Source organism: Paraburkholderia sp. JPY465, assembly GCF_050436725.1.
In the GTDB taxonomy this organism is placed as follows: domain Bacteria; phylum Pseudomonadota; class Gammaproteobacteria; order Burkholderiales; family Burkholderiaceae; genus Paraburkholderia; species Paraburkholderia youngii.
Genome location: NZ_JBNDMT010000002.1, coordinates 2,168,320 through 2,190,624 on the forward strand (window position 1 = coordinate 2,168,320; position 22,305 = coordinate 2,190,624).

At 64.8% G+C, this 22,305-nt stretch carries 20 protein-coding genes; 16 read left to right on the plus strand and 4 right to left on the minus strand.

Annotation, left to right across the window (positions count from 1 at the left end):
• Positions 1 to 79: 79 nt before the first annotated feature.
• The 7 genes from QFZ94_RS12125 (at position 80) to QFZ94_RS12155 (ending at position 8,914) form a co-directional block, all read left to right on the plus strand.
• Complete coding sequence (locus QFZ94_RS12125; protein WP_429457109.1) at positions 80 to 1,867, plus strand: FAD-dependent oxidoreductase; 1,788 nt, start codon at positions 80 to 82, stop codon at positions 1,865 to 1,867.
• The gene (locus QFZ94_RS12130; protein ID WP_429457111.1) at positions 1,867 to 2,478 is read left to right on the plus strand and encodes an NIPSNAP family protein; all 612 of its coding nucleotides are present in this window, start codon (positions 1,867 to 1,869) and stop codon (positions 2,476 to 2,478) included. Before QFZ94_RS12125 ends, QFZ94_RS12130 begins: the two co-directional genes overlap by 1 nt.
• A gap of 15 nt (positions 2,479 to 2,493) precedes the next feature.
• Positions 2,494 to 3,345, plus strand: coding sequence for a sugar phosphate isomerase/epimerase family protein (locus QFZ94_RS12135; protein ID WP_429457113.1), 852 nt, complete (start codon positions 2,494 to 2,496; stop codon positions 3,343 to 3,345).
• 115 nt (positions 3,346 to 3,460) lie between these two features.
• Complete coding sequence (locus tag QFZ94_RS12140; protein WP_429457115.1) at positions 3,461 to 4,858, plus strand: MFS transporter; 1,398 nt, start codon at positions 3,461 to 3,463, stop codon at positions 4,856 to 4,858.
• Between the two features lie 88 nt (positions 4,859 to 4,946).
• Positions 4,947 to 5,801, plus strand: coding sequence for an IclR family transcriptional regulator (locus tag QFZ94_RS12145; RefSeq protein WP_368584635.1), 855 nt, complete (start codon positions 4,947 to 4,949; stop codon positions 5,799 to 5,801).
• Between the two features lie 293 nt (positions 5,802 to 6,094).
• Entirely contained in the window at positions 6,095 to 6,382 is a 288-nt protein-coding gene (locus tag QFZ94_RS12150; RefSeq protein ID WP_429457117.1) for a hypothetical protein, read from the plus strand.
• A gap of 633 nt (positions 6,383 to 7,015) precedes the next feature.
• A complete protein-coding gene (locus QFZ94_RS12155; protein ID WP_429457119.1) occupies positions 7,016 to 8,914 on the plus strand; it encodes an ATP-dependent metallopeptidase FtsH/Yme1/Tma family protein in 1,899 nt (632 codons plus the stop codon).
• A gap of 16 nt (positions 8,915 to 8,930) precedes the next feature.
• Here QFZ94_RS12155 and QFZ94_RS12160 read toward each other — a convergent pair whose 3' ends face one another.
• Together QFZ94_RS12160 and QFZ94_RS12165 are read right to left on the minus strand one after the other, a co-directional pair.
• Positions 8,931 to 9,191, minus strand: coding sequence for a hypothetical protein (locus tag QFZ94_RS12160; protein ID WP_429457121.1), 261 nt, complete (start codon positions 9,189 to 9,191; stop codon positions 8,931 to 8,933).
• Between the two features lie 86 nt (positions 9,192 to 9,277).
• Entirely contained in the window at positions 9,278 to 10,426 is a 1,149-nt protein-coding gene (locus QFZ94_RS12165) for an acyltransferase family protein (protein WP_429457123.1), read from the minus strand.
• 332 nt (positions 10,427 to 10,758) lie between these two features.
• Between QFZ94_RS12165 and QFZ94_RS12170 the strand changes: the two genes are divergently transcribed.
• On the plus strand, positions 10,759 to 11,874 hold the full coding sequence (locus QFZ94_RS12170) for an OpgC domain-containing protein (RefSeq protein ID WP_429457125.1): 1,116 nt from the start codon (positions 10,759 to 10,761) through the stop codon (positions 11,872 to 11,874).
• A complete protein-coding gene (locus QFZ94_RS12175; protein WP_429457127.1) occupies positions 11,871 to 13,565 on the plus strand; it encodes a tannase/feruloyl esterase family alpha/beta hydrolase in 1,695 nt (564 codons plus the stop codon). Before QFZ94_RS12170 ends, QFZ94_RS12175 begins: the two co-directional genes overlap by 4 nt.
• A 100-nt stretch (positions 13,566 to 13,665) precedes the next feature.
• Here the strand turns inward: QFZ94_RS12175 and QFZ94_RS12180 are convergent, their stop codons facing one another.
• Positions 13,666 to 14,115, minus strand: coding sequence for a hypothetical protein (locus QFZ94_RS12180; protein ID WP_368584641.1), 450 nt, complete (start codon positions 14,113 to 14,115; stop codon positions 13,666 to 13,668).
• Positions 14,116 to 14,186: 71 nt separating this feature from the next.
• On the opposite strand from QFZ94_RS12180, the gene QFZ94_RS12185 reads away from it, so the two are divergent.
• From QFZ94_RS12185 to QFZ94_RS12200, 4 genes are all read left to right on the plus strand, one after another.
• Positions 14,187 to 14,471, plus strand: coding sequence for a hypothetical protein (locus QFZ94_RS12185; protein ID WP_429457129.1), 285 nt, complete (start codon positions 14,187 to 14,189; stop codon positions 14,469 to 14,471).
• Positions 14,468 to 16,399 carry a hybrid sensor histidine kinase/response regulator gene (locus QFZ94_RS12190; protein WP_429457132.1) on the plus strand — a complete coding sequence of 644 codons (1,932 nt, stop codon included), beginning with the start codon at positions 14,468 to 14,470 and terminating at the stop codon, positions 16,397 to 16,399. Before QFZ94_RS12185 ends, QFZ94_RS12190 begins: the two co-directional genes overlap by 4 nt.
• Before the next feature lie 164 nt (positions 16,400 to 16,563).
• Positions 16,564 to 17,490: an ABC transporter ATP-binding protein gene (locus tag QFZ94_RS12195; protein WP_429457134.1), complete on the plus strand. Its 927-nt coding sequence runs from the start codon at positions 16,564 to 16,566 to the stop codon at positions 17,488 to 17,490.
• Positions 17,487 to 18,248: an ABC transporter permease gene (locus QFZ94_RS12200; RefSeq protein ID WP_368584644.1), complete on the plus strand. Its 762-nt coding sequence runs from the start codon at positions 17,487 to 17,489 to the stop codon at positions 18,246 to 18,248. Before QFZ94_RS12195 ends, QFZ94_RS12200 begins: the two co-directional genes overlap by 4 nt.
• Before the next feature lie 83 nt (positions 18,249 to 18,331).
• Here QFZ94_RS12200 and QFZ94_RS12205 read toward each other — a convergent pair whose 3' ends face one another.
• Positions 18,332 to 19,333 (minus strand): helix-turn-helix transcriptional regulator, encoded by a 1,002-nt coding sequence (locus tag QFZ94_RS12205; RefSeq protein WP_368584645.1) that lies wholly within the window; start codon positions 19,331 to 19,333, stop codon positions 18,332 to 18,334.
• A 183-nt stretch (positions 19,334 to 19,516) separates the two neighbouring features.
• Here QFZ94_RS12205 and QFZ94_RS12210 point away from each other — a divergent pair, with 183 nt between their 5' ends.
• The 3 genes from QFZ94_RS12210 to QFZ94_RS12220 all read left to right on the plus strand — a co-directional run bounded on the left by QFZ94_RS12210 (position 19,517) and on the right by QFZ94_RS12220 (position 22,288).
• Positions 19,517 to 20,428, plus strand: coding sequence for a helix-turn-helix domain-containing protein (locus tag QFZ94_RS12210; RefSeq protein WP_429457137.1), 912 nt, complete (start codon positions 19,517 to 19,519; stop codon positions 20,426 to 20,428).
• A gap of 279 nt (positions 20,429 to 20,707) precedes the next feature.
• Entirely contained in the window at positions 20,708 to 21,133 is a 426-nt protein-coding gene (locus tag QFZ94_RS12215; RefSeq protein WP_410851483.1) for a DUF3830 family protein, read from the plus strand.
• Positions 21,134 to 21,253: 120 nt separating this feature from the next.
• Positions 21,254 to 22,288, plus strand: a complete 1,035-nt coding sequence (locus tag QFZ94_RS12220) for an SGNH/GDSL hydrolase family protein (protein WP_429457139.1) — start codon at positions 21,254 to 21,256, stop codon at positions 22,286 to 22,288.
• Positions 22,289 to 22,305: the final 17 nt, after the last annotated feature.

The window sequence follows — 22,305 nt, forward strand, 5'->3', positions numbered from 1 at the left end:
TCGAACGAAGTTAGAAAGCGGAATAGGTATTCAACAAATGCAGCAACATGGATTGTCCCAACCGACGAAGCGAATGGCGATGAAGCGCGAACCGATTCTCGAATGCGATGTACTGGTGCTGGGTTCTGGCGCGGCGGGACTGGCTGCCGCGGTGACGGCAGCCACGCAAGGGCTGCGCGTGATGGTGACCGAGAAGGCCGACGTGTTCGGCGGCACGAGCGCATGGTCGGGCGGCTGGATGTGGATTCCGCGCAATCCGCTCGCGACGCGCGCGGGCATCGTCGAAGAATCCGACGCATCGCGCACCTATCTGCGCAACGAACTCGGCGCGCACTACGACCCCGAGAAGGTCGACGCGCTGCTCGAACACGGTCCGGAGATGATCGAGTTTTTCGAGCGCGAGACGGCGGTGCGTTTCATTGACGGCAATCGTATTCCCGACTTTCATACGACGCCGGGCGCGATGACGGGCGGCCGCTCTGTCTGCGCGATGCCGTTCGATGGCCGCGAGCTCGGTGCGCTGATCGAGCGCTTGCGTCCCGCGCTCGACGTCGTGACGCTGAAGGGCATGGCGATCGCGTCGGGCCAGGACCTCGCGCATTTCTTCAACGCGACGCGCTCGCCGCGTTCGGCCGTGCATGTGCTGCGCTGGCTCGCCGCGTTCGCGACAGACAAGTTCCGCTATGGCCGCTCGATGCATCTGGTCAACGGCAATGCGCTGGTCGCGCGTCTGCTGAAGTCGGCGCATGACCGCGCGGTCGATTTGCGTACCAACGCGAAAGCGGTGGCCTTGCTGCGCGAAGGCGGCGCCGCGAGTGCGCGCGTCACGGGTGCGCGCGTCGAGATCGACGGTGTCGCTCACGAGGTGCGCGCAGCGCGCGGCGTCGTGCTCGCGTGCGGCGGTTATCCGCATGACGTTGCGCGGCGCGCGCAAACCTTCGCTTATACGCCGTCGGGTCGCGAGCACTGGTCCGCCGCACCACTGACCAATACCGGCGACGGCATTCGTCTCGGCGAAGCGGTCGGCGCGCATTTCGACGCGTCGCTGGAAACGCCAGCGGCGTGGGCGCCGGTGTCGCTGGTGCCGCGCAAGAGCGGCGAGGCCGCGGTCGCCTTTCCGCATCTGATCGAGCGCGCGAAGCCGGGCGTAATCGCGGTCACGCGCGCGGGTCGGCGCTTTGTCAACGAAGCGTCGTCGTATCACGACTTCATCAATGCGCTGATCGGCACGACGCCGGCGGGCGACGAAGTCTGCGCATGGCTGATCTGCGATCACCGTTTCCAGCGCCGTTATGGGCTCGGCTTTTCGAAGCCGTTTCCATTTCCCACCGCGCCATATCGCCGCTCCGGTTACCTGCGGCGCGCGCACAGCCTCGCCGAACTCGCAAGCCAGTGCGGCATCGATCCCCAAGGACTTCAAACGACGGTCGCGGCCTACAACAGTTACGCGAAAGACGGCTTCGATCCGCAGTTTCACAAAGGCTCGACGCCATACAACCGCGTGCAGGGCGATGCACGCCACAAGCCGAACCCCTGCAACGCGCCGCTGGAACACGGTCCGTTCTATGCGGTGAAGCTGCTGCCGGGCAGCCTCGGCACGTTCGCTGGCCTCGCCACCGATGCCGCCGCGCGCGTGCTCGACGACGCGGGCCGGCCGGTGCCGGGTCTGTACGCGGTCGGCAACGATAGCGCGAGCATGATGGGCGGCTGCTATCCAAGCGGCGGCATCACGCTCGGACCCGCGATGACTTTCGGCTACCTGGCTGGGCTGTCGCTCGCCGGCGCGGCGCAGGCCGATGGTCTGGCCCGTGCCGCGCGCACCGAATCCACTCCGAATTCCTCCATCCCGTTACAAGGACGCATCTGATGACTCTCTACGACCTCGTTACGCTCAGCGTCAAGATCGGCGCCAACGCACAGGTGTTCGAAAACATCCAGGCCCATGGCGACGCACCGGGCTCGAAGCTGCTCGGCTGCTGGTACTCCGATATCGGCGCGCTCGGGCAGGTGCTGGTGCTACGCGGCTTCGATTCCGAAGCGTCGCTGATCGCGGAGCGCAAGCGTATGCTGCTCGAAGGAAATCCGTTCGGCTGCGGCGAATTCGTCACCGACGTGAAGATCGACAGCTATGCGCTGTTCCCCTTTTTGCCGCCGATCGAGCCGGCCGTGCATGGCGGCATCTACGAGATGCGCGTGTACGGCACCAAGCTCGCGAGCCTGCAGCACACGATCGACGCCTGGGAAAAGGCGGTGCCCGAGCGCACGCGGCGCTCGCCGCTCGTCGGCGCGATGTATGCGCTCGACGGCGCCGTGCCGCGCTTCCTGAACATCTGGCCGTATGCGAGCGTCGACGAGCGTTGGCGAATTCGCGCCGAAGCGGTGAAGGACGGCATCTGGCCGCCGAAGGGCGGGCCGGCCCATCTGACGACGATGGAGTCGACGATCTGTGTGCCGGCGCCGTTCTCGCCGCTGCGCTGAACTCGAGGAGACGACATGACTCAGCCCAACTCGCGCGCGCTGTCGCTGTCGGCGTTGACCGTGCTCGAACTGAGCCCGCCGCAGATGGTCGAGTGCGCCGCGCAAGCCGGCTACGACTACGTCGGCCTGCGCCTCGTGCCCGCCACCGATCACGAGGTGCGCCACGACATCATTAGCCCGGGCGCATTGAAACACGAAACGCTCGCGCGTGTGCGTGATACCGGCGTCAAGGTGCTCGACGTCGAAATTCTGCGCCTGAGGCCCGACACCGACGTGAACGCATTTCTGCCGATGCTCGACACCGCCGCCGAGCTCGGTGCGCGCTACGTGCTGGTCGCTGGCAACGATCCCGACGAAGCGCGCACCGCCGAGCGGCTCGCACAATTGTGCGAGCTGGCCGAATCGCGCGGCCTCGCGCCATCGCTCGAACCAATGCCGTGGACCGACGTGAAGGACGTCACACAAGGCGCGCGCATCGTGAAGGCGGCCGCGCGGCGCAACATCGGCCTGATCGTCGATCCGATCCACTTCGATCGCGCCGGGACGTCGACGGATAGGTTGCGCGCGTTGCCGCGCGAGTACTTCGGCTACGTGCAGTTCTGCGACGCGCCGGCCGAGCGGCCAGCCGATCTCGACACGCTGCTGTACCAAGCGCGTTGCGAGCGCATGATTCCGGGCGAGGGCGGCCTCGATCTCGCCGGCATTCTGCGCGCGCTGCCCGACGACCTGCCGATCAGCCTCGAAGTGCCGACGCAGCAATGGGCGAAAACCGCGTCCGCGCTCGAACGCGCACGCAGGCTGCGCGAGGCGACGCTCGCTCTGCTCGAACGGACTTACGCGGCGACGCCGTCATCCATCACGTCATGATGTAACCGCAAACCGCAGTTCACCCCCGGCTGGTCTTCACGAAAGCGCACGGCAAAGAGGCGCGAGGGACCGGCTTGCCCAATCGATCACGATGAAAGGTCAGGAGACAGCAGGCATGGAACCTTCAAGCAAGGCGCCGCGGCACGGCACGTCCGCGTCGCGCGCACTCGACGTACAGCAATGGCTCGACGAACGCCGTATCGGGCGCTTTCAGATTCTCGTATTGCTGATGTGCATGTTCATCGTCACGCTCGATGGGCTCGACACCGTGATGGTCGGCTTTATCGCGCCGGCGTTGTCGAGCGCGTGGGCGATTCAGCGCGATGCGCTCGGCCCGGTGATGAGCGGCGGCCTGCTCGGCCTCGCGTTCGGCGCGCTGTGCGCGGGGCCGCTCGCGGACCGCTTCGGCCGCAAGACCGTGATGACCTGCGCGGTGCTGTTCTTCGGCGTGTGGAGTTTCGGCTCCGCGTTTGCGACGAACATCGGCGAGCTGACCGTGCTGCGCTTTCTGACCGGCCTCGGGCTCGGTGCGTCGATGCCGAACGCGGCGACGCTGATGGCCGAATACGCGCCGCAGCGCTGCCGCGCGTTGATGGTGACGACCGTGTTCTGCGGCTTCACGCTCGGCGCGGCCGGCGGCGGCTTTATCAGCGCATGGCTGATCGCCACACACGGCTGGCGCTCGGTGCTGATTCTCGGCGGCGTGCTGCCGGTGTTGTACGTGCCGTTGATGATTCGCTGGCTGCCGGAATCGGCGCGCTTTCTCGCGCTGAAGGACGCGCGGCGCGCGCGCCTCGTCGCGGTGCTGAACCGCATCGAGCGCGGGATCGCCGACCACGCGACGCGCTTCGTGGTGCCCGCCGTCGCGCAGCAGGCATCGAACAGCGAGCGCAGTCCGGTGCGGCTGATCCTGTCGCGCGATTACGCGTTCGGCACCGTGATGCTGTGGATCTGCTATTTCGCGGGACTGCTGACGGTGTACCTGCTCGGTAGCTGGCTGCCGACTCTGATTCGCGGTGCGGGCTTCACACTCGGCGAGGCAGCACTGGTCGGCGCGCTGTTTCAGGCGGGCGGCACGCTCGGCTCCCTCGCGATCGGCTGGCTGATGGACCGCTTCAACGCGCACCGCGCGCTCGGCGCAACCGTGTTCGCGGGCGGCGCGCTCGCGTCGACGATGGGGCTGCCGGGTCACGGCATCACGATGATGGCGGTGCTCGCGTTCTGGATGGGCTATTGCATGAACGGCTCCAACACCGGGTTCTGCGCACTGGCGGCAAGCTCGTATCCGACGCGAATGCGCGCGACCGGCACCAGCTGGATGCTCGGCATCGGCCGCTTCGGCGGGATCGCGGGCGCCATGCTCGGCGCCGGCATGCTGCACGCGAACTGGGGCTTCAGCCAAGTGTTCACTTCGCTCGCCTTGCCCGCGGCGGTCGGCGCGGCGGCGGTGCTGCTCAAGGGCGCCCGGCATCGCGGGCCGTTGCTGCGCGTGAGCGCGGGCATCGGGCATTGAGCGCGCCGGAACCCGCACCCGCCGTGCCCTTGAATTCCGATGTGGAATCATGTTCTCATGTTGGATTCGAATCGAATGAGAGTGGATCATGGCGGGGAATCTCGAGCGGGCGCTGGCCATCATCGAATTGCTGGCGAAGCAGGGCGGCAGCATGCAGCTGGCCGCGATCGCCGACACGCTGAACATCCCGCGCAGCGGCACGCATCGGCTGCTCGCGGAACTGAGCGACGAAGGCTACGTGCGTCAGGATGAGCACGGCGAGTACGTGCTTGCGCTGAAGCTGGTGTCGCTCGGGCTGATGTGGCTGTCCACGGCCGGCGTGCTCGATATTTCGCAGCCGGTGCTGGATCGGCTCGCGAGCGCGTCGGGCGAACTCGCGCGCCTGGGCGTGATTGAGGACGATCACATCACGTTCGTCGGCAAGGCCCAGGGGGCGCGCTCCGGGCTGCGCTACGACCCGGACATGGGCAGCAGTCCGCCGCTGCATTGCACTGCGAGCGGCCAGGCGTGGCTCGCGAGCATGAGCGACGAGGAAGCGCTCGAACTCGTGTCGCGCCAGGGCGGCATCGGCAAAGCGGGCCCGCGCGGGCCGAAGGCGCCGAAGACGATTCAGCAGTTTTTGCAGGACCTGGCCGGCGCGCGCAAGCGCGGCTACGGCATCGCGAGCGAAACCTACGAGGCGGGCATGACGTCGATGGCGGCCGCGATCCGCCATCCGGTGACGGGGCTGGTGGTCGGCACCGTCAGCCTCGCGGGGCCGACGAGCCGCCTGCCGGACGCGCGGCTCAAAGAGCTCGCGCCGGCGCTGCTCGAAGCCGCGTCGGACATGAGCGCGGCCACCCTCAGCTCGCCGTATTTCAAGCGCACGCCGCGCGTCGCGCCGGCAGTGGCGGTCGTGCGGCCGGTCGAGCCGAAGCGCAAGGGGCGGCCGCGCGCGGCTTGAGCGCTGCCCATCCCCATCCATCCGCGAGTCTCACGATCTGAGCAGCGGGCAGCGCACCAGCTCGTCCGCTGCTTCGCGCAGCCGGGCAATCCCGCGCGCCGAGCCGTTTCAGCATGCAAAGACGGCCATACCCGTCGGCATTTCTGACGCAAGCGTCCAAATTTGAGACGCACGGTCAAGCCGTGCGCCAAAAACTGCGCTAACGTCACACGCGCAGATTGCGGATTGCTTTCGGTTTGAGCGATCGAGGCGGCGAGGTCATCGGGCCAACAGCAGGACGCGGGGGAGCGAAGATGAGCCTTACGAGCAGGCAAACAGCCGCGCAACGCGGCGGGCGGCTTCCGGCGAAGTTCGCGGATAGCCATTTGCAGCATCTCGAGAGTGTGCTCGGCTACGCGACGCGCAAACGCGCGACGCAATCCGGTGAACTCGACCACGTCTATTGGGAGCGGCGCATTCGCGCGCTCGAGGATACGCATCATCTTGTCGATAGCCAGCGCTCGCGCATTGCGAAGCTGCGCGACTTGTTGCGCCTGCGGGCGCAGACGCAGGCCAGCGTCGTGCGGCGCACGGCGGTCTGAGATGTCGGGGTGGTCCGCGAGGACCGAAAGAAGTGCAGTGGAGGAGAGCACCGTCGACGCCGCCCGGCGCCGACGTCAAAAAAGCAGAACCTGAGAGAAAAGCGGCGATGACGCGAACGGGCCCGCAGAGGCCCGTCGCGCATCCGCCCGAGATGGCCGCCGGATTCAAAATCCTGACTTAATCGCGCGCTATTTTTCAGATCAATTAACTCTTTCTAAATCGCCTTTTCTCAGTAATTCTGACTGATTTTAATTGGGGTGCGGTTAGATATAGACATTCAAAACACGCGCCGCTTTTTACACTGATAAACTGTGCGGCGGAGCCAATGCGGCGACGCCTTTCGCGCGCTCGCCGCGTCACCCTTCCGGCGTGTCGACGGCCGGATAGACGGTACAAAGAGGCCTTTTCCGCGAATTTGACAGACGCGTAACCCGGGCATACTGCCTTCGGCAACCGCGGCTCACCGGGACGCACTTCTCGTCGTCCTTCTGGATTGTCCTTTAAGCCACCTCCGTGTGGCGCTTCGCCTCAGCCGATTTTCCGCAGACTCCACCTTCCGCTTTCGACAGGTAATTTTGACAGACCGCTTGATTAAGTAAGGGCTTGTTCAGTCCTCATTTTGGAAATGACTCATGAAGCCGGGAAATAATTCGCTTGGGAAGAAGCGCGCACGCAAAATTGCGGTGGCGGCTGTGGCGGTGCTGATCGCCGTGCTGGTCGGTTGGGGCGTCTGGTATTTCCAGCATCGCGCCGAGCCGCAGGCGCCCGCGTTGAGCGGCATTGCGAGCCAGATGCGTGACGATGCATCCGCGTGGACGCATCAGGAGAAGGACGCGTCGACGATGCTGCGCGACATTCACGATGCCAACGTCGCGGCGATCGGCGTGAGTCCCAACGCAATTCTGGTGTCGCTGCGCGACGGCTCGAAGTACTTCGTCACCGATCACAACGCCACCTTCTCGCACGCGCTGCTGCTGGGCGAGCGCTCCGACGCCGCCGCGTATCAGCTCGTGTGGCTGCCCGACGTCGATATCCACAGCGATGGCGCGCGCTGGACGGAACTGTTCGAGCAGTTCCGCGACGTGCTGAGCGTGCTGCTGCCGCTCGCGCTGATCGGCGGCATGGCGTGGTTCATGCGGCGCGAAATGAAGGGCGGCGCGACGCTGCTCAGCGAAACGCCGACGCTGCGTTTCGACGATGTGATCGGCGCGAACGAAGCGAAGGCCGCGCTCGCCGACATTCGCGGTTACCTGTCCGATCCGAAGCAGTTCTCGTCGCTGGGCGTGCGCGCGCCGTGCGGGATCCTGATGGTGGGCGCGCCCGGCGTCGGCAAGACGCGGCTCGCTCAGGCGCTGGCCGGCGAATGCGGTGCGAACTTCATTTCGATCACCGGCAGCTATTTCAGCGCGAAGTACTACGGCGTCGGCATCCAGAAGGTGCGGCACCTGTTCGAACTCGCGCGCAAGAACGCACCGACGGTCATCTTCATCGACGAAGCGGACGGTCTCGCGAAACGCACCGATACCGGCGGTGGCCCGGTCGAAGCCGAAAGCAACCGGATCATCAACCAGCTGCTCGCGGAGATGGACGGCTTCGAATCGAACGAGGGCGTGATCGTGGTGGCGGCGACCAACCATCCCGACAATCTCGACGAAGCATTGCGCCGCCCCGGCCGTTTCGATCGCACGGTGCAGGTGCGTCTGCCGGACCGCGAAGACCGCGCGAAGATTTTCCGTTTCTACGCGCAGCGGCTGAAGTCGAAAGCGGCGGATATCGACTACGACCAGCTCGCGCGTTTGACCACTGGACTGTCGCCGGCCACCGTCGCGATGGTCGTGAATCAGGCCGGGCTGATCGCGCGCAAGGCGGGCGACAATGAAATCGCTGCGAAGCACTTCATGGAAGCGATCAAGATCGCGCGCATCGGCGACGTGAGCGGCGCCGAGCGCGCGCTCACCGAGGACGAGCGCAAGCGCATCGCGGTGCATGAGGCGGGTCATGGTCTGGTCGCCGCGCTGCTCGGCACCGGCGTGCTCGAGGAAGTGACGATCCTGCCGCGCGGCGGCGCGCTCGGCGTCGCGCTGATCACGAAGGCGCAGGACAAGCACCTGTACCGCGAAACGGAGATCCGCAACGAAATCCAGGTGCTGCTTGGCGGACGCAACGCGGAGATTCTGATGTTCTCCGAAGCATCGAGCGGCGCCGCATCGGACTTGCAGGAGGCCTCGCGCATCAGCCTCGACATGGTGTCGAAGTTCGGCTTCAACAGCGACGGCGATCTGTTCAGTCTCGCGGCGCTGCCGTCGCAGTACGCGGGCCTGCAAATGAAGAGCGCAATCGAGCATGCGAACGTGCTGCTCAAGGAACTCAACGAACTTTGCTACGGGCTGTTGCACGCGTACGAGCCGGTACTGCGCGACATTTCAGAGCAGTTGCTCGAGCACGAGACCGTGCCCGGCGACACTGTCTATCGGCTGATTGCCGAGCACAAGAGCACGTTGAAGATCGTGCATGAGCCCGCGGCGGCCTGACGGTCGCTTCGCAGCGCTACGCGAAGTCGGACGATCCCGGGTCGGGCACGCCCGGCGGCGCATCGGTATCACCCAACGGGTCGCCGCCCCCTTGGCCGGATTTGCTCGGGTCGGGTTCGGGGGTTTCGCCTTTCTTCGGCAGAGGCTGGTCGAGGCCCGGTTCGACCGGAGTGGGGATTGCATCGCCGATGGGCTTCGAGACCTCGGCGGGTGGACTGCCGGGATCCTCGTCCGCCGGGCGATCAGGCTCGTTCAGGGAATTGGCGGTGTTCGACACAATGCTCTCCAGTTGCTGAAGATAAGCCCTCGGGTCGCAATGCGCGTGCCACGGTCCCGTGGCGGATGTTTGATACAGGCGTTCTTCTATCGTTTGGCCGGTTCGGTCACGTGGAGTGCATCAGGTGAGGGGAGGCCGCTGGGTGAGGCCGAATGATGGCGTGATCCGCGTAGCTGCAGAATCGGCGCCTCGATCAGCCGCCACGACAGCAACGCAATGCCTAGCGAAATCGCAAACGATGCGACGACGCCGAGCATATGTGCCCAGATCGGCACGGTGCCGCCGAACAACGCTTCGGCATGACGGTTGCGCGTCAGATCGGGGATCAGGTTGTGATACAGATAAAAGCCGTAACTGATGCGCCCAAGACCGGCCAGCCAACGCGTCTGCAGCAGACCCATCACGGCAGCATTGCGGCAACACGCAATCGAAGCCACTAGCGCCGCGATACCGATTCCGTACATTGCGCTGATCGCGGTAAACAGCAACGGATCGTCGAGCGTGTTCCATCTCGGCTCGGCCGCGCACAAACCGATCACGACGAGACTCAGCGCGAACAGCGTCAGGCCATGACCGAGCCAGGCACGCACGCGGCCGCGATCGTCCGCGATCACCAGGCCACCGATACCGCCTAACGCGAGAAGCCAGACATTGCTCAACGGGTGCGTATAGATGGTGATCTCATCCCAATGCGCGGCGCGCATCGCGAACAACCCGGCAAGACCGAGGGCCACGATCGCGCAACATGCCGTTCGATGTCGCCGCGCGGAGAGCAGCAGCAAAAGCGGCGCAACCACGAGATAAAACTGCTCCTCGATCGCGAGGCTCCACAAGTGCGAATAGCGGCCCGGCCAGTAGCGCAGCACCGAGCCGATCCAGAAGTTGGACAGATACGCGAAGTGAAACGGCATGCCGCTCGCGAGTTCCGGATTCGCGAGGCCGAAGGCCATCAGCGCGCACATCACGACGAGCATCAGGTAATAGATCGGAAAGATGCGCACCGTACGACGAAACAGAAAGCGTGCGAGTTCGGCGCCGAAACGGCTGTCGCCCGATTCGATGCGCGCGCGTTGTGACGGCAGGATGCCGATGATCAGAAAACCGCTCAGCGCAAAGAAGATCCACACGCCGAGATGCCCGACCTCGCCGATGTCGCCGAATAGTCGATGCTGCAAAAACACCATCAGCACGGCGATCGCGCGCAACCCATCGAATCCGGCAATTCTGTTTTTCATAAACCTCTATTCGCAAAGCGGCTGAAAAGCACGAAAACATCGTACGGGGAAAAAATGCGAAAAAAATCGCCGCGCGCGTTCGATGGTTTTTTTTCGAGGCTTGTGTTCGCCCATCAATTGAGGGCGTCCCTGTTTCGTGCATGAAAGCCGCAAAACTTTCCGCGCGTTCGTTAAAGACGCACCGAGTATTACCAGTCGCCAACGACTCGATTTCAATCAGGGCGATGCGGGGGAACGAATTAGCCTTTTGCAGTTCGCACGGCATTGGCCGCTGACGCGTGGCCATTCACGTTCTTGCGTGCGCTCGGCGCGCGCATTCTTCGAGAAGACGAATGGAAACATCTGGCCGTGGCCGTGGACGATCGGTCGAAGTCGATTTCTTTCGCGGTATCGTGCTGATCGTCATCGTGCTCGATCACATTCCCGGCAGCACGCTATCGCATCTGATGCTGCACGCGTACGCATTGTGTGATTCAGCCGAGGTGTTCGTGTTTCTGGGCGGCTATGCATCGGCGGCGGCGTATACGGCGGTGCTTGCGCATCGCGGCGAACACGCGGCGCAGATGCGTTTCGTCAAACGCTGCGGGGAAATCTATCGCGCGTATCTGTTGACGGCGATGCTGATGCTCGTGTCCGGCGCGGTTCTCGCGCGGCTCGATCTAAATCGGGCGATGGTAGAAATGACCGGCTGGCCGCCGTTCGCGTTGCAGCCGTGGCATGAGGCATTCGATATCGCGCTGTTACGCCGGCAGCCGTATCTGTCCAGCGTGCTGCCGATGTACGTGCTGTTCGCGCTATGTGTGCCGGTGATGGTGCCGCTCGCGCGCCGCTCGGTATCCCTCGCGCTTGCGGTGAGCCTCGCGGTGTGGGCCGTCGCGCGGCCGCTTGCCGCGTTATTCAGCATTGACGATGTCGCCGGCTGGGCTTTTAATCCGTTTGCGTGGCAGCTGATGTTCGTACTCGGCATGCTGTGTCGTGTGCAGCCGATCAGCGAACGTTTTCATGCGAGCTCGGCCGCCCAGTGGTTCACGCGCGTCGCGGTCGTTGCGGTGCTTGCCTTCGCGATCGTCAAACTTTTCGTCCTGACGCAGCCTTTGCCCGGCACGCACAAACAGAATCTTTCAATGGAACGTGTGATCAATTTCATCGTCATCGCGTGGCTCGCCGCCCGGTTCGTGCGGATGGGCAGCATCGCGTGGCTCGCGAGGCGGCTGCCCGCCGTGGTGACGGTCGGGCGCGCCGGACTGGTGTGCTTCGTCACCGGCACGCTGGTGTCGTTGATCATCGACACGGCGACACCGCACACCTTTCATGGTTTTCGCGCGGTGCTGGTCGGGCTCGGCGGCGACCTCGCGGCGATCGGCGCGCTGCTGATGATCGCGCGCGGCTGGAGCGGCTGGAAGGCGCAGCAGCCGGGCGCGCAGGCGAAAGGCGCGGGTTGCGGATGACTCGACGCGAGCGCCGTGGGCGCGTCACGACTACGATGCGCACCACGCGCAAGCTCATTGGACTCGCAACCATGATGAGCGTCGTCGTGCTCGCCTGGCTTGCGATACTTCGCACGGCCGCGCAGGCCAAAGAAACACCGTTCGCGATGCACTGCGCGGAGTTCGCGGGCGCGGTGCTGTCGCCCGAACTGATCGAGATGCCGACGGCGGGCGCGCTGATCGAAAGCGCGGCGATGATCGGCGCGACCGCGCAGGGCAATCAGCAAGGCGGCGAGTATTGCCGCATCACGGGCCGCATCAAGGCACTGAATCCGACGACACCCGACATCCGCTTCGATCTGAATCTGCCGCGCCGCTGGAATGGCCGCGCGTTGCAGATCGGCGGAGGCGGATACAACGGCGTGGTCGTCAGCGGCATTGGCGTGATGCCGTTCTCGCCGGATCGCGCGCCGCTCGCGCAAGGCTATGCGACGTTCGGCGACGACTCGGGGCATGTCGGCGATTCGTCGCTCGCGCAGTTTGGTCTCGTCGATGAAGCGGTGACGAACTTCGGCTACGCGCATCTGAAGAAGACCCACGACGTCGCGCTCGCGCTGATCGCGAACGCGTACGGCAGGCCGCCGCAGCGCATGTATTTTGCCGGCGGTTCGACGGGTGGCCGCGAAGGCTACACGGTGATGCAGCGCTTTCCCGACGACTACGACGGCGTGATCGCCAATTCGCCCGCGCTGAATTTTTCTGGCGTGCGGCTGATCGGCGTGAAACTCGGCCAGGCCGAATACGGCACGCCGGGTGGCTTCGTGCCGCCGGCGCTGCTCGAAGTCGTCCATCAACGCACGCTCGAGGTATGCGACCGGCTCGACGGCACCGCGGATGGCATCGTCAGTGACGTCGAAGCCTGCCGCGCGCACCAGTCGCAAATTATCGATTCGCTGCGCTGCGCGCTGCGGCCTTCATCGCACGATGCGTGTCTGACCGACGCGCAATTGGCCACCTTGCTGGTGATGCGCGATGGGCTGTCGCTGCCGTATCGGCTCGCGTGGGGCGTGAGCGGCTATCGCGGCTACAACGTGTTCCAGGGCACGCAAATGACCGGCGCGCTCGGGCTCGCGCATCAACCGCGGCGTCAGTCGCTGCCGACGTTCGGTGCGAATGGTTATCTGTTCGCGCAAGGCGACGGCTATCTGCGCTACTTCGTCGCGCGCGACGCGCAGTTCGATTCGTTGACGTTCGATCCGCAACGGCCCGGTAAATATCGCTCGCAACTGATCGCGCTGTCGGCCACGATCGGCTCGATGAACCCGGACCTGTCGCGCTATATCGCGCACGGCGGCAAGCTGATCACGCTGCAAGGCCTCGCCGACGAAGTGATCAGCCCGAACCAGACGATCGCGTATCACGATGCGCTGATCGCGCGTTTCGGCAAGGAAGAGGTCGATCGATTCATGCGGCTCTACATGGTGCCGGGGTTTCAGCATGGCAGCGGCGTGTTCATCCCCTCGGTCGATCTGCTCGGCGCGCTCGACGCATGGGTCACGCGCGGCGTCGCGCCCGAAACGCTGACGGCCACCGATCTCGCCGCGGCGACGAATGGACGTTCGCGGCCGCTGTGCCGCTATCCCGGGTTTCCGCGTTATATCGGCAAAGGCAATGTAAATCTGGCGAGTAGTTTTGTCTGTGTGCAGCCTTGAGGTCTGAGTCGTCGCAGCGCTATGTCGACGAGCGGGCCGCACAAAAAAAACGGCGACGCGGCAACTCGATGCCGCGTCGCCCGGTGAAGCTCAACGGCCGTTATTGCCCGTTCTGCATCCTGCCGTTGTTCATGTCGTTGTTCATGTTGTTACCGGTTCCGTTCATGTTGTTGCCCATGCCGCCTGTCGAACCACCGGTCGCCGGGCTATTCGGGGTCGCGCCGGTGCCGGTGCCCATCCCGCCGCCGGTGCCCGTCACACCAGGCGAACCGTAGCCGGAGCCGGTGTTGCCCGGCGTGCGGACCGAGCCCGGGCCGACGCCCGGAGTGGCCGTACCGCCCGCGCCGCCGGTCGTGCCGCCACCGGCGCCGATGCCGGTGCCCCCCGCGCCACCGCCACCGCCGCTCGTGCCGCCGGCAGCACCGCCGCCCGCGCCTCCTGCACTACCGCCGGCGCCCGCGCCGCCAGCGCCGCCCGCCTGCGCGTATATGCCACCCGACAACGCCATCACGAGCGCGGAAGCAAAGATTGTCCTGGTCATGCGTTTCATGATTCACCTCCACGAAAAGGGTTGGTGCCATGTGAACCTCGCAAGGGGTGTGCCTCGGGGTTCATCGGCCGATGATCGGCGAGACCGCCGCGATGGCGCGTGTGCTCGACGCTGAAACGGTGAGCCCGGCGAGCGAACTCGCGCGCAACGGGCTGACGTATGGCCGCGGCGGCGAGGTCTACTCCTGCACGGTGCAACGCAATGGCCGCATCGGTCCGCGGCTCGCCTTCATCGAACGGGGTCCGGGAATTGCTGATCTTCAGGTGGCGTTGACCGACGGTTTCACGAGCCGCAGCGGATTGGGCGAGGGTCTGGGCGGCGCGCGGGCATTCTCCTACGGACACGCCTTTTCATGACCGATGCGAACGCGAATCTGATCCTCAACGTCGACGATAACGAAGGCGCTCGTTACGCGAAAACGCGCATTCTTTCGCGCGCGGGCTTCATCGTGATCGAGGCCGGCAACGGCGCCGAAGCGATCGAGCGCGCACGCATTTCGCAGCCGGACCTCGTGCTGCTCGACGTCAATCTGCCCGATCTGAACGGCTTCGAAGTGTGCCGCCGCATCAAGGCCGCGCCGGAGACCTCGGGCGTGCTCGTGATCCACACGTCGGCGGCGGCGGTGCAGAGCATGGACCGGGTGCGCGGCCTCGAAGGCGGCGCGGACAGCTATTTGACCGAGCCGGTCGAGCCGGCCGAGCTGATCGCGCAGGTGCGCGCGCTGCTGCGCGTGCGCCGCGCGGAGGGCGCGTTGCGCGAGAGCGAAGAACGCTTCCGGCAGATGGCCGAGAACATCGACGACGTGTTCTGGATGCTCGACCCATCGAGCGCGCAACTGCTGTATGTGAGCCCCGCGTATCGACGTCTGTGGGGCGACGCGGCGCACGAGCCGACGCCGAGCGGGCGCCACTGGGCCAACCACATTGATCCGCAGGACGAGGCCGCGGTCGAGGCCGCGTATCGCGCGCTCGCGACCGGTGTCGCGTACGAGATCGAATACCGGATCGTGCGGCCCGACGGCGAGACGCGCTGGGCCGTCGAGCGCGGCTTTCCGGTGCGCGACGCGCGCGGGCGCATCTATCGGCTCGCCGGCATCGTCAACGATATTTCGGATCGCAAGGCCAACGAGATGGCGTTGCGCGACGCCGATCGCCGCAAGGACGAGTTCCTCGCGATGCTCGCGCACGAGCTGCGCAACCCGCTCGCGCCGATTCGCAACGCGATCGAACTGCTCGACCCGAGCCGTGCGCCGTCGCAGCAAAGCTTCGAGGCGATGCGCGCGGTGATCGGGCGCCAGGTCAAGCATCTGAGCCGGCTCGTCGATGATCTGCTGGATGTTGCGCGCATCACGCAGGGCAAGATCACGCTGCGCCACGAGATCGTCGAGCTGGCCGCCGCGCTCGAGGCCGCGATCGAAACCGTGCGGCCCGCGTTGAATCGCAAGGGCCATACGCTCACCACCGATCTGCCCGGCGAGCCGCTGTTCGTCGTCGGCGACGGCGTGCGGATCGCGCAGGTGCTCGGCAATGTGCTGTCGAATGCGGCGAAGTACACGCCGCAGCGCGGCGACATCCGCATCGAAGTCCGCGAAGCGGGCGACGACGTGCTGATCAGCGTACGCGACAACGGCGTGGGCATCGGCGCCGAAACGATCCCGCACATCTTCGATCTGTTCGTGCAATCGGAAATCTCGATCGAACGCTCCGAAGGCGGCCTCGGCATCGGCCTGCCGCTCGCGCGTACACTGGTCGAGTTGCACGGCGGCCGGATCGAGGCGTTCTCGGCGGGATTGGGGCGCGGCAGCAAGTTCGTCGTGCGTTTGCCGCTGACGCGGCTTGCCGACGCCGCGCAAGCGTCGACGGCGGCGCCCGAAGCCGTGCCGCGCCACGGCGGCGAGGCGTTGCGCGTGCTGCTCGTCGACGACAGCGTCGATGCGGCGCTTGCGTTGTCGCTGGTGCTGCAGGCGGACGGGTACGCGGTGCGCGTCGCGCACGAAGCCAACACCGCGCTAAAACTGGCCGCGCACTTCCAGCCGCAGATCGTGCTGCTCGACCTCGGCCTGCCCGGCATGGACGGCTTCGAGCTCGCGCGGGAGATGCGCCGCCGTCCGCCCACCGTGGGCGCGCTGCTGATCGCCGTGACCGGCTATGGCCAGGCCACCGACCGGCAGCACTCGCGCGAGGCCGGCTTCGATCATCATCTGGTGAAGCCGGTGTCGGTCGAGGAAATCCAGAATGTGATCGCAAGCCGCTTTCCGGGCGCGCAACATAGCGCGTCGGCGTAAAAGGCTGCCATCAGTAAGCCGAACTATCCCGCGCCGCGGCGAATCCGCGGCGGCGTGCTTTCGTGCTCTGCAGGCTTTCCCACTTTCCATTACATTGCGGATGCGGCGCGTCCGTTCGCGCCGGTTTCCCTCATTCAACAGCGGTGTCTGCCATCATCGAGTCCATGCAGCCAATCGTTTCGGTCACGAATCTGTCGAAAACCTATGCCAGCGGTTTTCGGGCACTGAAGAACATCAATCTGGCGATCCACCGTGGAGAAATCTTTGCGCTGCTCGGGCCGAACGGCGCGGGCAAGACCACGCTGATCAGCATCGTCTGCGGCATCGTCAACGCGAGCGAAGGCAGCGTGACGGTAGACGGTCACGACATCGGCGCGAACTATCGCGCGGCCCGCTCGCTGATCGGCCTCGTGCCGCAGGAGCTGACCACCGACGCGTTCGAAACCGTCTGGGCCACCGTGTCGTTCAGCCGCGGCCTGTTCGGCAAGCCGAAGAACCCTGCTTACATCGAGAAAGTGCTGCGCGACCTGTCGCTCTGGGAGAAGCGCAACAACAAGATCATCACGCTGTCGGGCGGCATGAAGCGGCGCGTGCTGATCGCCAAGGCGCTGTCGCACGAGCCGCGCGTGCTGTTTCTCGACGAACCGACCGCCGGCGTCGACGTCGAGCTGCGGCGCGACATGTGGAAGCTCGTGCGCTCGCTCGCGGCGAGCGGCGTGACGATCATCCTGACCACGCATTACATCGACGAAGCGGAAGAGATGGCCCATCGCATCGGCGTGATCAATGCGGGCGAGATCATGCTGGTCGAAGAGAAGACCGAGCTGATGCGCAAGCTCGGCACCAAGCAGTTGACGCTCCAACTGGAGTACCCGCTCGACGATGTGCCGGCTGCGCTCGCCGGCTACGGGCTCGCGGTCGCGAACGGCGGCAACGAGCTGATCTATACCTACGAAGGCGAGGGCGGCCGCACCGACATCATCGCGCTGCTGAAGTCGCTCGACGATGCCGGCATCCGCTTCAAGGACCTGCACACCACGCAGAGTTCGCTCGAAGACATTTTCGTCAGCCTGCTGCGGGGGAACCCATGAACATCTACGCAATGCGCGCAATCTACAAGTTCGAAATGGCGCGCACGTGGCGCACGCTGATGCAAAGCATCATCGCGCCGGTCATTTCCACTTCGCTGTATTTCGTCGTGTTCGGCTCGGCGATCGGGTCGCGCATCAAGGAAGTGGAGGGCATCAGCTATGGCGCGTTCATCGTGCCGGGGTTGATCATGCTGTCGCTGCTGTCGCAAAGCATCGCGAACGCGTCGTTCGGGATTTACTTTCCACGTTTCACCGGCACGATCTACGAGCTGCTGTCGGCGCCAGTATCGTATCTGGAGATCGTCGTCAGCTACGTGGGCGCGGCGGCCACCAAGTCGATCCTGCTCGGACTCATCATTCTCGCGACCGCCGCGCTGTTCGTGCCGTTGCAGATCATGCATCCGCTCTGGATGGTGCTGTTTCTCGTGCTGACGGCGGTCACTTTCAGTCTGCTCGGCTTCATCATCGGCATCTGGGCCGACAGCTTCGAGAAGCTGCAACTGGTGCCGCTGTTGATCGTCACGCCGCTGACGTTTCTCGGCGGCGCGTTCTATTCGGTCGACATGCTGCCGCCGTTCTGGCACGCCGTCACGCTGTTCAATCCGATCGTCTATCTGGTCAGCGGGTTTCGCTGGAGCTTCTTCGAGTTGGGCGACGTCGGCGTCGGTCTGAGTCTCGGCATGACGCTGCTGTTTCTCGCGGTGTTCCTCGTGATCGTCGGCTGGATCTTCAGGACCGGCTATCGGTTGAAAAGTTAGCCGCCATATCCCCGGCTGTAATGAGGAGAGGGCGCGACAGCGAAAAGCCGTCGCGCCCTCTTCATCATGCGCGGTGACGCCGGCTACGACAGATACGCCTGCGCGACATTGATCAACTGCACGCGGTTGCGCACGTTGAACAACTGCCGCAAGCGCCGCAGATGATAGTCGACGTTATGCGGCGAGAGTCCGAGGAAATACGCGATCTCCTTGTCCCGCTGCCCCTGCACGACCGCCTTCAGCACCGCATGCTGCAGCTTGCTCAGCGCGATGCGCTGCTGCTGCGCGGGCGCGATGCCGATCACGCTTTTCGCGTGCGTCCAGATGAACTCGTGAATCGAGTGCGCGAACATCAGCGTTTCCGCGACGATCGATTCGGTCATCCAGCGCGGGTTGCCGATCGCCGAGTTGAAGCACAGGCTCGCGCTCAGCTCCGGCTCCGGCAGCGGCATCTGCGTGAGAATGCCGCTCTTGCGCCCGGCTGCTTCCAGCATGTCGATCAAGGCGCCAAGCCGCTCGCTGCGCAACTGCGCGCGCGGCAGATCGGCGCGCAGATCGGCGGTATTCCACAGAAACGGCATGCCGGTCGGCGACGCGTGCGCGACGCGCGGATCGAGCTCGAAATAGCGCTCGCGGAAATAGCGCGTGAGCCATGCCTGCGACTCGTAGCTCGTCAACACGAACATCGTCTTGTGATGCGACGACGTGCGCGTGGCGGTATAGCTGAACGAGTCGAAGCCCAGCTGCCTGATGCGCTGGCGCACGAACTCCATGCGGTCCTGCGCGCTGCCGAACCGTCCGAGCGGACTGATCAGCGGCGCGGCCCGGCGCGCCGCGGGCGACGGCGTGCCGATCTCTTCCTCGGTAAACAGAGTCAGAAAGCCACTGCGCCCCGCGCCATTCGCGGTGCGGGGAGACATCTTCACTGCTTCAGCCGCGTGGGCTGATTTCGCGGCGTGCCGCGCGCCGGCCGGGTAAGCCGGTTGGGCGGATGCCGCTCTCGGGTGTACTGCCGACGCGTGCCCGGCTTCGCCTTGCGGCGAGCCGTTCAGCCATTGCGGCAGCGTATCGCATTCATGTTCCATGAAACGGGTAGCTCCGGCGTTCTAAACGCGTGAAATACGACAACCTCAATGATTAGCGATTTCGTGAAATGTCGGTAGCCGGTTCCTTGCTATCATTTTTGTGATCTTGCGCTGACAGTGGACCGGCAATACAGGTACGGCGGCGCTTCTCCTTCCATACGGCACCTCCTTCGAAGGGATGTGATGGCACGAATTCCCAAGCTCACGACGACGCTCGCCTACGACCGCTATATGGCCGGCCAGCGACTCGTGTCGAGCGTGGATCGCGAGTGGCGGCATCTGGTGCTGCGCTCGTATCTCGAGCCGGTGCGGCAAGACCTGCTCGAAGCGCCCGGTTTGCGCGACTTCACGCTGATGACGCTCGCGAGCGGCGCCGAGCATCTCGAACGCAACCTCGGCGGAGCTTGGGAAAGCGCCGATATGCGCGTGAACGTCCTGTGGTTCGTGCCGCCCACGCCGATCTCGTGGCGCTGGCATTCGATCAGCGACGAGCCGTTGTCTACCTTGCACGTGCACATCGAGCGCGATCTGATCGACAGCGTCGCGCAACAGATGGGACTCGACACGTCGCGTGAACTGTCGCTCGGCGACGCGATGCGCTTCAACGATCCGCTGATCGCCGCGATGCTTGCCGCACTGCATCGCGCCGCCCGCGATCCCGCCGATTCGCGTCTGTATGTCGATACGCTGGTTCACGCGCTCGCCGCGCACCTGCTGCAGCACTATTCGGGCGGCGACGGCGCGCGGCGCCACAACGCGACGGAACCGGAACGGCTGGTGCCGCGCCGCATCCGCCGGGTGACGGACTACATCCGCGCCAATCTCGCCGAAGACCTGGCGATCGCCGAACTGGCCGAGCAGGCCGGCCTAAGCAGTTTTCATTTTGCCCGGGTGTTTCGCCGCGAGACCGGGGAGACGCCGCATCAGTTCGTCACGCGCTTACGGCTCGAGGAAGCGGCGAGGCTGCTGCGCGCCACGGATCGAACCGTGCTGCAAATCGCGCTCGAAGTCGGCTTCGAGAATGCCAGTCACTTCTCGGTGCAATTCAAGCGTGGCTATGGCGCGACGCCGCTCGCCTACCGGCTGCGCGGGTGAGATGGACGAGCCGTGATGGCTCGTCTTTTCTCCAGTCGGAATCACGCACCTGCGCAGTGTGCGTTGCATTGCGCGGCTTGCAAACTACGAACATTCGTGGCGGCGCGCACTGCAAGCTGGCATGGCACGTCGCGCAAGGCTTTGCGGCTCGGCCCGCCACCCGCGATCGTAGGTGGTCTAACTGGACTGACCGGGACGCGGACAACTGTGCCTGTCGAAGCCTTGCATCGGACGACAGAATCGAAGCGCCTTTCAATTTCACACACCGGATAACGCGCCATGACCCGACTCAAGATGACCGCCTGCGGCCACACCTTCATCGCCGAAACGCATCCCGATGCGCCGCAGACCGTGGCCGCGTTCCTGAAACTGCTGCCGTACCGGCAGAAGCTGATCCACGTGCGCTGGAGCGGCGAGGGCTGCTGGGTGCCGCTCGGCGAATTCAAGCTCGAGAACGACGGCGTCGCGGTCGGCTTCGAGAATCACACTAGCCATCCATCGGTCGGCGACATTCTGTTCTATCCGGGCGGCTATAGCGAGACCGAGATCATCCTCGCCTATGGCTCGTGCTGCTTCGCGAGCAAGCTGGGGCAGCTCGCTGGCAATCATTTTCTGACGATCGTCGAAGGCAAAGAGAAACTGCGCGAACTCGGCACCAAGGTGCTGTGGGAAGGCGCGCAGGAGGTGGTCTTCGAGAGGCTCTGAGCGGCCGCACTTCCTTGCTGGGCATAAGCGATGCTTGGTTGAAGAGCCGCGTGCGGTCAGGTACCGACCGCGCACGTCAGGCACGCGGCACTGTCTGGCCCGCCCGGCGAGGAGGAGCAAATGCGAGGCATAAATGACAAGGTCTGCGCTGTAGTTTTTGCCATGTCGATCGTGCTGCTGTCCGCTTGCGGCGGGGGCGGTAGCGGCAGCGGCGGATCGAGTACTGGCGGCAGCACGGCGACCGAGCCCGCCGGCGGCGTCAAGCTGCAGGTGGTGTCGTTCGGCGACAGCCTGTCGGACGTCGGGACTTATGCGCCGCTCGCGAGTGCGGTGGGCGGCGGGCGTTTCACGACCAATCCCGGCCAGGTATGGGCCCAGAACGTCGCGCAATACTACGGCGATACGCTGAGCGCCGCGTTCACGATCGATTTCACGCACAAGCTGAGTGCGCAGAACGGCCTCGGTTATGCGGAAGGCGGCTCGACCGTGGCGACACCGGCGAACCAGTACGACTACCTGAGCGACGTCATCGGCAACATCGAAATGCCCGTCAATCAGCAACTGTCGAGCTATCTGGGCGCTCACGGCAGCTTCAACGCCAATCAGCTCGTGCTCGTGTGGGCGGGCTCGAACGATGTGCTGCGCGCCGGCAACCTGCCCTCCGCCGCGCCGGTCGTGCAGGCGGCGGCCACCACGCTCGCCCAGCTCGTCGGGCAGATCGTGCAGAACGGCGGCGTGCATGTGGTGGTGATCAATGTGCCGAATATCGGGCTGTCGCCGAAGGGGCTCGCTTCGCCCGATGGTGGCGCGAACCTCACGCAGTTGTCGCAGCTATTCAACGCTACGTTGAATACCGCGCTGCAAACCGATGGGCTGCAATCGAAGGTGATCGAGGTCGATTCGTACACGTGGACGAATCAGGTGATCGGAAACTTTCAGGCGAACGGTTTTACCGTGTCGAATACGGGGCAGGCCTGCGACCCGAAGAAAACGCCCGATGACACCTCGCTGCTATGCTCGCCGGCGACCTATGTGAGCGCCAATGCGGATCAGACTTACATGTTCGCCGATGATCTGCATCCGACCACGCATATGCATGCATTGTTTGCGCAGTTCGTCGAGCAGCAAATCGCGCATAGCGGGTTGGGGCGGTGAGAGGGGCACCGCGGCGT